Source organism: Frigoribacterium sp. UYMn621, from assembly GCF_040549525.1.
Lineage (GTDB): Bacteria > Actinomycetota > Actinomycetes > Actinomycetales > Microbacteriaceae > Lacisediminihabitans.
In genome coordinates this window covers 646577-660216 of record NZ_JBEPTM010000001.1, presented here as the reverse complement: position 1 = coordinate 660216, position 13640 = coordinate 646577, and the positions used below count along the sequence as shown (strand labels likewise).

Below are 13640 nucleotides of genomic sequence, written 5' to 3'. Positions count from 1 at the left end.
TGGTCCTTGCCGACGCGGTCCCGTGATTCGTTTTGCGCGAGGCGGCTCCAAGTACGCCGCATTCGAAACGGCCGTCGTCGCTGCGATCCACCTTTACTGGCTTGACAACGATGAGAAGCATCTGCGGCGCTCGGCAGACCTCCTTCGACATCTGGACAAAAGAGTTCGTTCGCGCCACACGGCATCAGACGTCCAATTGGTCACGATCGAGGGTTGGCTCCTTTCAAAAAATGGCTATCGGATTCGGATGACCCACCTTCGAAAGTTGAACCCTGGCTATCGCATAAAAATTGAACGCTACGTTCGGGTTGAGTTCCGGCGCAGCAGGAATCTCCCCCCTGCTGGGTTCCGAGTAACCGCGCTAGGCCCGCGATCCCTTCCGCCATTCGACTTCTCCATCGCGGACGCTTATGGCGATTCGCACCTCCTTCCCCTCTCGAACTCTGACGCCCTCTATCAAGCGAGGTTCTTCCCCCACTTGATAGACGATGGTCCTCTCGACCTGTTCGAGTACTCCCACGGATACATTGACTCCATCGTGCAATCGTCATTGGGAATCGACGACAATCCCAGTACCTGGCTCAGCACGCTCGCCCATCTCTTCCCCGCCGAAATGCTCGAACTTGTCGAGTCGCGTTTCGCGCGGTTCCTCGCCCCTATCGTCGCCGAACTCCTGACGCTCTTCCCGTCGCAGGCCCGATGGTCGGATCGATTCGCTCTGGCTGCACACGGGGCCGATGGAGCGTTCCATTCGGACTACACGCCCATGCGGGTGGATGCCGTTGCTGAGAGCTCACGCGTGATCGTTAAGCACTCGATTCCCATTCCTCTGCTCCGAAAGGTCGGAGCAGTTCATCGAGCCGTGCCCGGAGAACGGATGCTTCCGGTCCCGGACACCCGATGGATACGACTGCGCGATGCGCGTGTTCAGAGCGGCGGCACTGTGCTTGCCGACAACGCCCTCGTGTTGTATGAGGAGGCCGCCGACCCCCGCCGAGATTTTGTCGCCGGGCAGTGGGACAGCGTGTATGGCTCTCCCACCCATCCGGAAGCCGCGTTGGTGGAACTCAAACCCAGCTCCGTCGAGTCGATCGATGAAGGAATCTTGCTCAGCGGTCGGAACGATTCCAACTGGTTTCACTGGATGATCGAGTACTTGCCTCGAGTTATGCAGATCGACCCGTCGATCGATTCGACGGTCCCGCTCCTTGTCACAAATCGCACGCCTGTGAACGGACTTGCGGCCCTTCGCAGCCTCACCGCCCGTCCCGTCCTGGTGATCGATCCGGAGGTGGCTCAACTTGTAAACACGCTTCACCTGGTCGCTCCTCCGGTGCAAATTCTCGATACGACCAGAACACCCTGGCGCGAGGGCCTGAGCCTCAATCCGGCGCCACTACGAGCCATGCGTGCGGCATGGGCGCTAGACAACTCTTCACCGCAAACGCCGAGCCGGAGAATCTTCCTTAGTCGCAGGTCTGGCCATCGGGGCCTGATCAACGAACAACATCTCGCCGACATTGCAGTTGAACTCGGATTTGAGACTCACGAGCCAGGATCGATGTCTTTCGAAGAGCAACTTCAGGTCTTTTCTCACGCGTCGTTGCTCGTGGGTGCCAGCGGCGCAGTTATGGCCAATTATCTCATGATGTCCCCGGGCAGCACGATCATTGCGCTCACCTCAGATGCGCTTACCGATTTCATTTTGCCGGCCGCGATCGCCGCAGTAGCAGGGGTCCACTTCAGCTACCTCTCTGGGCCACCGGTGAGGCCCTTGGCGGAGAGCGGCACCCGGAACAACTGGTTGCACTCTGATTTCACTGTTGATCCAAACACTTTCAGGTCGGTGCTGGGGCGTGCCCTGGAAGAGCCGGACTCAATCGACAGCCAGCCCACTCTGGCCGGAAAGCAGAGGGACGGGGGACAAAGGACCCGACACCTCGGGGCATTTCGCGCCCACTCCCCGTGGTCGCGCACAAGGCGCTGAACTGGCAGCTACCAGGTCTTCCACGGTGCGTCGCCGGAATCCCAGAGGTCGTTGAGCATCTTTGACTCGCGATAGGTGTCCATCGGCTGCCAAAACCCATCATGGGGATGCGCGGCGATCTGCGCATCGGCAGCCAGACTTTTCAACGGCTTCTCTTCGAGCATTGAGTCGTCGTCGAGGTAATCGAAGATCTTTGGCTCGAAGAGAAAATACCCGATGTTGATCCAGCCTTCAACCTGCGGCTTCTCCTTGAACTGCTTAACCGCACCGTCCGGTTCGAGATCGAGAACTCCGAAGCGGCTCAGCGGCTGAATCGACGTCATCGTCGCGATCTTGCCGTGCGACTCGTGATATTCGGTGAGCGCTTTGAGGTCGATATCGGCGAGGCCGTCTCCGTACGTGCAGAGGAAACGCTCACCCTTGACATACTTCTCGATCTGCTTGATCCGGCTGCCGGTTGGAGCGTTCGGACCGGTGTCGGCGACGGTGACGGTCCAGTCGAACTCGTCGTGCGCACCGTGGTACGTGATTCCGGCCTGGTCGCCGAGGGTCACGGTGAAGTCTTGGTTCACCGCGCCGTAGTTGGTGAAATAGTTCTTGATGATCTCGCTCTTGTAGCCGGTGCAGATCACGAAGTCCTTGATGCCCTGCTGGCTGAGAACCTTCATGATGTGCCAGAGGACGGGCCTGCCGCCGATTTCGACCATCGGCTTCGGCCTGAACTCAGTTTCTTCACGCATGCGCGTTCCGAGCCCACCGGCAAGTAGTACTGCCTTCATGTGATTTCCTGTCGTACTGGGGGGACGGGCCGCTCCGTGGCGGACCCACCGACAGACAACCCTAGCCTTAGGCCTGCTTGACTCCTCCTAGAATGGTTGGTCGGACTACATTTTTACGGAGCACATACATCGTGGCTGAAGACCTAGAACGCCAGCAGATCCTCGACCAGGTTCGGGCCTACGCCGAAAAGGCACTCGCAAAAGCCGAATTCGTCCCAGGAGAGACTTCCGTTCCCGTCTCGGGCAAGGTGCTGGGGCCAGAGGACTTCGAGGCCCTAGTGGATGCGTCGCTCGACGGCTGGCTCACGGCCGGTCGATTCCACACGCAATTCGAGCGCGAACTCGCCCGTTACGTCGGCAGTCGCAGCGCGATGTTCGTGAATAGCGGATCGAGTGCGAATCTCGTCGCGCTAAGCGGCCTGACGAGTCCCAAGCTCGGTGCACGGGCACTCAAGCCGGGCGACGAGGTCCTCACCGTCGCTGCAGGCTTTCCCACAACCGTGAACCCGATCATCCAGAACGGACTTCGCCCTGTGGTCGTCGACGTCGAGCTGGGTACCTATGACGCGATCTCGGAGCGATTGCGCGAAGCGGTCAGCCCGAAGACGCGCGCCATCATGATGGCCCACACACTCGGCAACCCGTTCGACCTCGACACGGTACAAGAGTTGTGCCGCGAACACGACCTCTGGCTGGTCGAAGATTCGTGCGACGCGCTCGGATCGACCTACGACGGCAAACGAACCGGTAGTTTCGGCGACACCGCCACGCTCAGCTTCTACCCTGCTCACCACATCACCACCGGCGAGGGCGGAGCGGTCTTCGTGAAGTCGCCTCTCGTGCGTAAGCAGGTCGAATCATTCCGCGACTGGGGTCGGGACTGCTATTGCGAGACCGGCCACGACAACACGTGCTTCAAGCGCTTCGAATGGCAGCTCGGGGATCTGCCCGTCGGCTACGACCACAAGTACATTTACAGTCACATCGGATACAACCTCAAGGCAACCGATATGCAGGCCGCACTCGGATCCTCGCAATTGACCAAGATCGATCGTTTCGTCGACGCACGAAAGAAGAATTTCACCCACCTTCACGAACGGTTCACCGGTGTAGACGGCCTGATTCTTCCGTTCGCTACGCCGAAATCGGATCCGTCGTGGTTCGGCTTCCCTATCACCCTCGATCCCGAGCATCCAGTCGACCGCAATGCTCTCATGCGCTTCCTGGATGACCGGAAGATCGGCACCCGCCTGCTGTTCGCCGGCAATCTCACCAAGCAGCCGGCCTATCGCAATGTGGACTTCCGGGTCGTGGGAGATCTCACCAACACCGACATCGTGATGAACCGCACCTTCTGGGTGGGCGTCTATCCCGGGCTCACAGCTCCGATGCTCGACTACATCGCCGATTCGATCATCGAGTTCGTAGAGAACGCCGCCAGGTAGACCGTGCACTATCTCGTCACCGGACATACCGGTTTCAAGGGGGCATGGCTCGTTCTCCTACTCCGGTCTCGCGGGCACACGGTGTCCGGACTTGCACTCGAACCTCTCGAAGGGTCGCTATTCGAGACGGCTCGACTGACCGAATTGATCGAGGCGGATCGGCGAGTGGACATTCGCGATGCCCCCGCCACCACTGCAGCGATCCGAGAGATCGCTCCAGACGTTGTCCTTCATCTTGCCGCGCAGCCGCTAGTGAGACGTTCGTACTTGAATCCGCGCGAGACATTCGAGACCAACGTCATGGGGACCTTCAACGTGCTCGAGGCCGTCTCGATGACCCCCTCGGTCGCAGCACAGGTGATCATCACCACCGACAAGGTCTACCGAAATGTCGATCAACGTGCGGGATACCGCGAGTCCGATCCGCTCGGCGGTGATGACCCGTACAGCTCATCGAAGGCGATGGCAGACCTCCTCACCCAGTCCTGGGTGAAGAGTTTTCCCGGCGTTCCGACAGCGATCGCTCGGGCAGGAAACGTCATCGGCGGCGGCGACGTCAGCCCAGATCGACTACTGCCCGACCTGTTGAACTCTTACTCGCAAGGGGATCCGGCATCGCTGCGTTACCCACTCGCAGTTCGGCCGTGGCAGCACGTATTGGACTGTCTCAACGGCTATCTCGCGCTCAGTGACGCGCTCCTCGCGGGTTCAGGCAGAGGCGAGTGGAACTTCGGGCCAGGCGACGAGAGCTTCGTTCCGGTCGGCGAGGTCGCTGACATCACCGCCCGACTGTGGGGCGACGGGGCGAGTTGGAACGCACCCGGCGGTGAGTACTTGCACGAGGCGAACCTCCTCGCGCTCGACTCTGCGAAGGCGATTCAACAGCTCGGGTGGTCGAATCGACTTCTCTTTCCCCGAAGTGTCGAGTGGACGATCGACTGGTACCGCGCGGTGGCGGACGGGCATGACGCACGTGACGTCTCGGCTGCCCAAATCCGCGCGTTTGGCGAATTGCACTGAAACGATCCCGGCGCGGCCCCGCGTCTGGGCTCCATCGAGCCGTTGGTCCCTAGTGGGTTACCACTGCTCCACCGCTGGCCGACCATGAGATCGCCCCATGCTGAAAGGCTTGGACGCAACTGGCCGCTGGAGAAGTGCAGACCGCTGCTCCGGTTGGCCATCCGAGAATTCCGCCCTCGCCCAACACCGACCAGTACGCGTCACGAATCGCGCCGGAAACAGCCCATCCCCCCGAAGCTGCCGACCAATAAATCGACCCATTCTGGAAACCCTGCGCTTTACCGCCACCATTCACCGACTCGACGAAAACCGGACTTCCGATCTGGCCTAGTGAACCGCTTGCTCCACCGAGACTCTGATGGACAGCATCGATCTCCGGAGACGTGGACGCGACACGCGCGGTCGCTGCACCGGTCGAGATGATGTTGGCATTCTGGAACGTCTGAGTGCACTGTCCCGCCGCGCACGTCGGCGCCGCCGTCGGCCAGCCCAACGATCCCCCCTCACCCAGCACCGACCAATACACGGACCGGAACACACCGGACACCGCGAAAGCCCCGAGGCTGGACTGATATATCGACCCGTTCTGGAACCCCTGCGACTTTCCACCACCATTGACCGTGAGCTGGTAGGGCCCACTAATCGGCCAACCCAACGCACCCGCCGGCCCCCCAGCGACGCCGTAAGCCGTCAGGATGGGGCCGGGCAGCATCACTCGCGCACCACCCGATGCGGACGAATAGATCGCCCCCCCTGGAAAGTCTGGACACTCCCGCCGCCGTTAGCCGAGGACGGCACCGCGGCACCCGTTGGCCATCCGAGAGCTCCCCCCTCGCCCAACACCGACCAATACGCGTCACGGATTGCGCCGGAAACAGCCCACCCGCCGGACGCTGCCGACCAATAAATCGACCCGTTCTGGAACCCCTGCGCCTTGCCCCCACCATTCACCGACTCGACGAAAACCGGACTTCCGATCTGGCCAAGTGAACCACTTGCTCCACCGAGACTCTGATGGACGGCATCGATCTCCGGAGATGTCGACGCGACACGCGCGGTCGACGCACCGGTCGAGATGATGTTCGCGTTCTGGAACGTCTGGGTGCACTGTCCCCCCGCACAGGTCGGCGCCGCGGTCGGCCAGCCCAACGGCCCCCCCTCGCCCAGCACCGACCAGTACACGGAGCGGAACACGCCGGACACTGCGAAAGCCCCGAGGCTCGACTGGTATATCGACCCGTTCTGGAACCCCTGCGACTTTCCCCCACCATTGACTGTGAGCTGATACGGGCCACTAATCGGCCAACCCAACGCACCAGCCGGCCCCCCAGCAACGCCGTATGCCGTCAGGATGGCACCAGACATCATCACTCGCGCTCCACCCGATCCGGACGAATAGATCGACCCTCCCTGGAAAGTCTGGACGCTACCGCCACCGTTGGCCGAGGACGGCACCGCGGCACCCGTTGGCCATCCGAGAGCTCCCCCCTCGCCCAACACCGACCAATACGCGTCACGGATTGCGCCGGAAACGGCCCACCCGCCGGACGCTGCCGACCAATAAATCGACCCGTTCTGGAACCCCTGCGCCTTACCCCCACCATTCACCGACTCGACGAAAACCGGACTGATGATGGGCCCAAGAGAGCCTGACGCTCCCCCAAGACTCGAGTAGACGGTCTGGATTTCAGGCGAGGGAGGCTGAATTACCTGCGCCCCTCCTGAGGCTGTCCAAACAATGGTGCCGTTCTTGAACACCTGAGTGCAGGTTCCTGAGGCGCAAGTCTGAGCTGAGATCGGGAATCCTAAGAATCCGCCCTCGCCGAGAACGGACCAGTACTTGTCCCGAATCGCGCCGGACACTGCAAATCCGCCTGCCGAAGGACTCCAGTAAAGAGAGCCGTTCTGAAACCCCTGGGCCTTCCCACCATCGTTTGCGGTGACCGCGTACTCGTCACTGATTGGCCATCCAAGCGCACCCTGCTGGCCTCCCAAACTCTGATACGAGGTCAGCATCGGGGCATAGAGCGCGTGCGCGCCGCCAGAGGCCGACCAGAATATTGTCCCCTTCTGAAACTGTTGTTGTGTTCCCGAGCCGTTGGCAGAGTCGTAGTATCCGGGGGTTGTCGGCCACCCGAGCGTTCCGGGCGGGCCGCCAGTCGATTCAAATAGCTCCGAAAGAGGGCCGATGATCGCCCGAGCACCGGTTGTGCTCGACGAATAGATCGTTCCGAACTGGAACGACTGTACGACGCCGCTGATTCCTTGCGCACTCTCGGCAACAGTGCCAGTGGTAGGCCACCCCAAGGATCCATTGAAGGCACCGATGTTGTTATATGCCGTGAGAACAGATCCCGTGACGGAATACGTCCCGTAGCTGGAAGTCCAATAGATCGATCCGTTGGCGAAGGTTTGAAACAGACCGCCGCCGAACGTGCTCGCGGCTTGGACCGTGCTGGTGGAGGCGCCCAGAGCGCCTGCCGCTCCCCCCTGGGCTGCATAGAAGGCGGCGATTTGCTCCTGTCCGGCCGCTGCCGCTGTCGTAGTTGGCCCGAACCAGGTGCTGTAATAGACCCAGAAATTGCGATTTCCGTATGACGAACATCCGTCGCCGAGGCCGGTGACGTTGGCGAGCGCGGCAGGGTTCGGTTGGTAGGGAGTGTAGTTATAGAGGGCCGCCGTTGCGTAGTTCTGAATGTTCACTGAGCCGCTGCCACAGCCCGCATTCGGGTTCCACAGCACATTGCGCACTCCGGGCTGAACTCCAAATCGACTGGCCTTATAAGTTACAAGCTGCCGACTACCTGCATAAATCTGATTGCCGAACCCCAACGTGTCGACCGCGCAGGGAGCGGTGTCGGGACAGGCCATCCCCATCGCTCGGTCGAGCGCTGCCTGCGATGGTGCCGCCTTCGTAATCAGCCCCTGTTCTTTCTGGAGCGTTACCAGGATGACCTTCGCGCTCAAGTTACAAGCGACCTGCGCTCGGAATATGATCGTCGATGCCGCGAGGGTACCGCCTTGGAAAGCGTTGCAACGTAGGTTCCCTGTCGAGTCGGAGACCGAAAGTCCACGGCTGGCGACCGCGAAATTCATCGACGCGAGCCCACTTCCCATCCCGGACAGGAAGCTTTGAATTTGGCTCTCCGACATCGCGTTGCCGTCATAAAATTTCGAATCATCAATGATTCGACCCGCGTGGAAGTCGGTGCCGGAGAGTGCCGCCGCCGGTTCTGGGGAATTGAATACAACCGCGGACGTGGCGATGGTCAGGGCGAGGAAACACCCAATGACTAGCGATACCGGACGCGAACGTCCCCAAGATCGAGTTCCCATCGACTCATCCACCCATGATTCGGCGTAGCGCAGCCCGACATACGGGTGCTCGCGAGCTTAAGAATATGCGTTTTCAGGTACTTTGACGAGATCCGACACCGTCACGCCGGGAATGAGGCGCGTCACGTTTCCGCGAACGAGTAGGAATTCCACCTCGACAATAGGCTGCCACAAGACATTCGCCCCTATGCGTCGAGAAGTCCCGCGAGATAGACCCCGTACCCGCTCTTCTCCAAGGGTGTGGCAAGCTCGGCGAGCTGATCGTCTGAGAGCCAACCGGCGCGCCAGGCAATCTCTTCAACGCATCCAATCTTGTAGCCTTGGCGATCCTCAACGACCCGCACGAACTCGGTCGCCTGGATCATCGATTCGAAGGTTCCGGTATCGAGCCATGCCGTGCCCCGGTCAAGCACGCGCACCTGGAGCGACTTGTTTGCCAGGTAGTGGTCATTGACGGCGGAGATCTCGACTTCGCCACGTGCGGACGGTTTGATGGCCTTGGCGACTTCAACCACTGAGTTGTCGTAGAAATACAGGCCCGGAACGGCGTAGCGACTCTTGGGGTTTTCCGGCTTCTCTTCGATCGATATCGCCTTGCCGTCCGCATCGAACTCCACGACGCCATAGGCGCGGGGGTTTGCCACCTGGTAGGCGAAGATCAGTGCTCCTTCGACGTCGGCGTGCGTCCTGAGGTTGGATCCGAGTCCGGCACCATGGAAGATGTTGTCGCCGAGAACGAGAGCGACCTTTTCTTCACCGATGAATTCTTCGCCGATGACAAAGGCCTGCGCGAGTCCATCTGGCGAGGGCTGCACCGCATACGAGAGTTCGATCCCCCACGCGCTGCCGTCACCCAGCAGCCGTTGGAACTGTGCCTGATCCGAGGGTGTCGTGATGATCAGGATCTCGCGGATACCAGCGCTCATAAGCGTCGAAAGCGGATAGTAAATCATCGGTTTGTCATAGATCGGCATCAGCTGCTTCGAGATGCCCTTGGTTATCGGCCACAGGCGGGAGCCGGAGCCACCCGCCAGAATGATTCCGCGCATCAGCTTCCTTCCACTAGCGACTGGTAGTAATCGACCGCTTCGTTCCACCTCGGAAGTGCCTCGATCGCGAGAGCCTCTGCAAGGGACGGCGCTTCTCGGTCTTTCTCGGAAAACAGCAACTCCCCGGCCTCCGCAGGGAAGACGAGACCGATTTCCGAATCGAGCGGGTTGATGCCGTGCTCGATACCGGGGTTGTAGACGTCCGAGACGAGGTAGGCCACTGTTGCTTCATCCGTGAGAGCGACAAAAGCGTGGCCGAGTCCTTCGCTGAGGTAGACGGCTCGGTGCGTCTCCGTGTCGAGGCGCACAGCTTCCCACTTGCCGAACGCGGGTGATCCGACCCTGATGTCGATTACATAATCGAGTACCGCACCGTGGGTGACTGTGACGTACTTGGCTTGGCTCGGCGGAATGTCGGCGTAGTGAATTCCGCGAACGACGCCGCGTTTGGACACGGACAGGTTCGCCTGGCGGAGTGTGAACGGGTGCCCGATAGCAGCCTCGAGATCGTCGAACCGGTACCACTCGAGAAAGACACCGCGATCGTCTTCCCGCTTTGTCGGGGTCAGTTCGTAAGCGTCAGGGATCGAGAGCTGGCGAAGTTGCACGGGTAGATCCTATCCGGGACACACGTCGGGGCAGATGAGCAGGCGAGAGAGCGGTTTGGGGATTGTGGGCGCGAATCTCCGAAGAACTTTCCGGCTAGCCTGCGGAGAGGGAGTGAAGGTAGGCGTTGATCGTCGGGACTGCCGCGCCGGCAGAAATCAGTTTTCCATGACTGAGCCACGCGGCATGATCGCACATCTGCTTGACGGTATCCATCGAGTGGCTGACGAGGATGACGGTCTTGCCGTCTCTCTTGAAGTCTTCGAACTTGTGGAAGCACTTCTCTTGGAACTCCGCGTCGCCGACGGCGAGGACCTCGTCCACAACGAGGATGTCCGGCTCCACGTTGATAGCGATCGCGAAACCGAGGCGCACATACATACCGGATGAGTAGTTCTTCACCGGCTGATCGATAAACTGCTCGACTCCGGAGAAGTCCACGATCTCATCGAACTTGCGAGTGACTTCTTTTCTGGACATCCCGAGGATCGATCCGTTGAGAAAGATGTTCTCCCGGCCGGAGAGTTCATGGTGGAAGCCCGAGCCCACCTCGAGCATCGCCGCGATCTTGCCGAAGTGCGTGATGCTGCCGGCATTCGGGTGATAGATGTTCGCCAGACACTTCAAGAGTGTCGACTTCCCCGAACCGTTGCTGCCGATGAGACCGAAGGTCGATCCGGTTGGCACATCGAAGCTCACGTCGTCGAGCGCGAGGAAGTCATCGTGCACTGAACGTCGTCCGCGCATCACCGCAGACTTGAGGCTCTGGTTTCGCTCGTGATACAGGCGGAACGACTTAGTGACATGGTCGACCCGCACCGCAGCCGGCGTCACAGCGCCTCCGCCAGGTTTCGCTCGTTCTTTCGGAAAACGATCATTCCGATCACGAGCGCCGCGAGGGCCCAGCACACGCAAATGAGCCATTCGACGCCGTCCGGCCAACGGTTGTCATAAATCAGCTCACGAAACAGTGCCACGAAGTGGACCATCGGGTTGAGGTCGTAGAGACCGAGAATCGTCACGGGAGTTCCCAACAGTCCGCCGTGGGTGTGGGATGCCGCCTCCACGAGCTGGATCGGATAGATGATCGGGGTGAGATAGATCCAGAGTTGAAGCACGATTCCGAGAAGGTATTGGGTATCGCGAAAGTACACGTTCGCGATGGAAAAGATCAGGCCAACGCCAGCGGCGAACACGGCGAGCAGCACCATCACTATGAGAAGAAGGGGGATCCACGGGAGAACGAAGCCACCTGCAATCGACACCGCCACAAGAAGGACGACCATCTCGAATCCCCAGTTGTACGCTGACGAACCGACTGTTGACAGCGGAAGCACAATCCGGCTGAACGACACCTTCTGGATGAGGTTGGCATTGCCGACGAGAGATGACGCGGCGGTACTGACAACTGCCGAGAAGAAAGTCCAGGGAAGAAGTCCGCAGAGAAGCCACAGCGCGAAGACGTCGAGCCCGCTCGGATCCCCGGGAAGAGGGTTGCTCTTGAAGAGCACACCGAACACCAGGCTGTAGATGAGCATGAGCGCGAGCGGGTTCGCCAGCGACCAGAGCTGCCCGAAAATCGTGCGCTTGTACTTGCCGCGTACCTCTCGGGAGGTCAGGTTGAGGAGCAGCTCTCGGGAGCCCCAGACTTCCTGCAGGTATTTCATACATCCTCTTAGTTGAGCGCGCTGAAGACGTAAGGCGCGCTAATTCTCGAACAATCTAGCCTAAACGGTCGGCAATCCCGGCAGAGCCAGCCGCTGCGCGCGAGGACAGGACGGCTCCGTTCGGCCTGCCGACGATACATCGGGTACCGTGAGTCGGAGAGCCGAATTCTCAGGACCGGCATGCAGACCCCGCGAATTCTCCGAAAGACTTCGCCATTTTCGAAGGAAACCAATTGTCGATCACCGGGTTGGGCCATGAAGTCACGATGTCGTGGTGGAAACGCGCGATCCTGGGCGTCAGTGTTCTTGTCCTCTCCTTCATTATCGAAGTCTGGATTGCGCTTCCGGAATGGACGAAAACCAAGTTCTTCGGCCTCTCGGCCACCGTGCCAATCTCGAAATTATCCCCGGTGCTCGGCGGCACCGATGCAGGCAGCTACCTGAACGCTGCCGTCGATCTTCAAGACGGGGTGATGTCGCAGGCGCACATCTGGGTGCTCAACCTGTGGCCACCCGGGATGCCGTACCTGTTGGCCGTTTTGGTCAAGCTGGGCAACGGAGCATCACCGGTCATCCCGATGGTTCTTTTGCTGTGCGCGCTCTGGTCGCTTGTGCTCACCTTCTCCGCGCTCATCTTCATCCCCCGCCGCGGTTACATTAGCTTCGCGGTGTTTGCGATCTTCTGGGTCGCCAGCCCCATCTTCACTGGTTGGACGATCCACGCTGGCGTACTGGGCAGTGACGGACTCGCTACGGCGCTCGGCACTCTGGTGGCGCTCGGCGTTCTCTGGGCAAGCCAGACCGCGCCACGCAAACCTCGCGTCTGGTTGTTCATCCTGTTGGGTATCGCGCTCGCAGCGCTCGCGTACCTCCGCATCATGTGGTTAAACGCGGTTCCGGCTGCTCTCATCGGGCTGGTGGTTGTGGTCGGCGTGCGCTACATCGTCAACCGCGTCCGCCTCCGGAACCAATCCCGGAAAGCAGCCTCTCCGGAATCGCGTCGCGGTCTCATCGAGTGGGGCGCGCTCGGTCTCACCTTCATCATCTTGTGCGCGCCATGGACGATCTACGGGGAGCGTGTACTTCATCCCGGGAGTTTCTCTTGGTCACAAAGCGACTACCAGTGGGCTCAGGAGTGGATGACCGACAAGCGTCTGACGAACATCGGTGGAGGATTCATCGTCACGGGCGGCGGAAACTGGCCGTGCCACCTCGAGCCCCTGAAATGCGCCGCTCTGAATAAACAAGAGTCAGCCCGAGAATTCCCCTTCGCTGGGATCGCGCCGAACACCTTCGGGTTCTTCGAAAAGGAATCGTTCAAGGCGGCTCTCACGAACCCTCTTCCATTCGTTGGCAATCGAACGGTCTACACAGTGCAGACCTGGCTCACTATCCCGGGTGGGTCCGTTGGTCGGTTCGACAACATCGGTTTCGGAATATTGACCCTCATCGCCTTCATTGGAGCGTTAGCGATTCTCTTGAGAGACAGTATCAAACGGCGGGCGGCGGGACCGCTCATGATCTTCTTCATCCTCGGAGCGAACATCGCTGTGGTTTGGCTCACCCATTTTGAAACCCGCTACGTCGTGCCCCTGCAGGCGATGTCCATCCTCGTAGTCGCTTTGTACGCCATTCCGCGCGAGCGAAGGCTTTGGGGTCGCTTTATCGCGAGGCGCAGCTCCAATTTGCCGACGGGCCTTCCGGTGGCTGAGCGCTCGGAAGACACCGATGAACGCGTCTCCGCGACATAG

The 13640-nt window shown here is 60.2% G+C and carries 11 protein-coding genes; 4 read left to right on the top strand and 7 right to left on the bottom strand.

The window, feature by feature from the left end; all coding sequences use genetic code 11:
- Positions 1–22: 22 nt before the first annotated feature.
- Positions 23–1987, top strand: a complete 1965-nt coding sequence (locus ABIB54_RS03460) for a glycosyltransferase family 61 protein (RefSeq protein ID WP_354574117.1) — start codon at positions 23–25, stop codon at positions 1985–1987.
- A gap of 8 nt (positions 1988–1995) precedes the next feature.
- Here ABIB54_RS03460 and rfbF read toward each other — a convergent pair whose 3' ends face one another.
- A complete protein-coding gene (rfbF, locus tag ABIB54_RS03455) occupies positions 1996–2766 on the bottom strand; it encodes a glucose-1-phosphate cytidylyltransferase (RefSeq protein ID WP_354574116.1) in 771 nt (256 codons plus the stop codon).
- Positions 2767–2897: 131 nt separating this feature from the next.
- Between rfbF and rfbH the strand changes: the two genes are divergently transcribed.
- Positions 2898–4211 (top strand): lipopolysaccharide biosynthesis protein RfbH, encoded by a 1314-nt coding sequence (gene rfbH / locus ABIB54_RS03450; RefSeq protein ID WP_354574115.1) that lies wholly within the window; start codon positions 2898–2900, stop codon positions 4209–4211.
- A gap of 3 nt (positions 4212–4214) precedes the next feature.
- Positions 4215–5231: a CDP-glucose 4,6-dehydratase gene (gene rfbG / locus ABIB54_RS03445; protein WP_354574114.1), complete on the top strand. Its 1017-nt coding sequence runs from the start codon at positions 4215–4217 to the stop codon at positions 5229–5231.
- A gap of 49 nt (positions 5232–5280) precedes the next feature.
- Here the strand turns inward: rfbG and ABIB54_RS03440 are convergent, their stop codons facing one another.
- From ABIB54_RS03440 to ABIB54_RS03415, 6 genes are all read right to left on the bottom strand, one after another.
- Positions 5281–5946 (bottom strand): LGFP repeat-containing protein, encoded by a 666-nt coding sequence (locus tag ABIB54_RS03440; RefSeq protein ID WP_354574113.1) that lies wholly within the window; start codon positions 5944–5946, stop codon positions 5281–5283.
- Positions 5943–8567: a hypothetical protein gene (locus tag ABIB54_RS03435; RefSeq protein ID WP_354574112.1), complete on the bottom strand. Its 2625-nt coding sequence runs from the start codon at positions 8565–8567 to the stop codon at positions 5943–5945. Before ABIB54_RS03435 ends, ABIB54_RS03440 begins: the two co-directional genes overlap by 4 nt.
- A 185-nt stretch (positions 8568–8752) precedes the next feature.
- Positions 8753–9616, bottom strand: coding sequence for a glucose-1-phosphate thymidylyltransferase RfbA (gene rfbA, locus ABIB54_RS03430; RefSeq protein ID WP_354574111.1), 864 nt, complete (start codon positions 9614–9616; stop codon positions 8753–8755).
- Positions 9616–10224 (bottom strand): dTDP-4-dehydrorhamnose 3,5-epimerase family protein, encoded by a 609-nt coding sequence (locus tag ABIB54_RS03425; protein WP_354574110.1) that lies wholly within the window; start codon positions 10222–10224, stop codon positions 9616–9618. Before ABIB54_RS03425 ends, rfbA begins: the two co-directional genes overlap by 1 nt.
- Positions 10225–10318: 94 nt before the next feature.
- Positions 10319–11056: an ABC transporter ATP-binding protein gene (locus ABIB54_RS03420; protein ID WP_354574109.1), complete on the bottom strand. Its 738-nt coding sequence runs from the start codon at positions 11054–11056 to the stop codon at positions 10319–10321.
- On the bottom strand, positions 11053–11889 hold the full coding sequence (locus ABIB54_RS03415) for an ABC transporter permease (RefSeq protein WP_354574108.1): 837 nt from the start codon (positions 11887–11889) through the stop codon (positions 11053–11055). The genes ABIB54_RS03420 and ABIB54_RS03415 overlap by 4 nt, the downstream gene beginning before the upstream one ends.
- A gap of 233 nt (positions 11890–12122) precedes the next feature.
- Between ABIB54_RS03415 and ABIB54_RS03410 the strand changes: the two genes are divergently transcribed.
- On the top strand, positions 12123–13640 hold the full coding sequence (locus ABIB54_RS03410) for a hypothetical protein (protein ID WP_354574107.1): 1518 nt from the start codon (positions 12123–12125) through the stop codon (positions 13638–13640).

Bases quoted from the DNA above. Each gene is read 5' to 3' on its own strand.
- rfbA (WP_354574111.1), bottom strand. From the start codon at position 9,616: ATGCGCGGAATCATTCTGGCGGGTGGCTCCGGCTCCCGCCTGTGGCCG.
- rfbF (WP_354574116.1), bottom strand. From the start codon at position 2,766: ATGAAGGCAGTACTACTTGCCGGTGGGCTCGGAACGCGCATGCGTGAA.
- ABIB54_RS03435 (WP_354574112.1), bottom strand. From the start codon at position 8,567: ATGGGAACTCGATCTTGGGGACGTTCGCGTCCGGTATCGCTAGTCATT.
- ABIB54_RS03415 (WP_354574108.1), bottom strand. From the start codon at position 11,889: ATGAAATACCTGCAGGAAGTCTGGGGCTCCCGAGAGCTGCTCCTCAAC.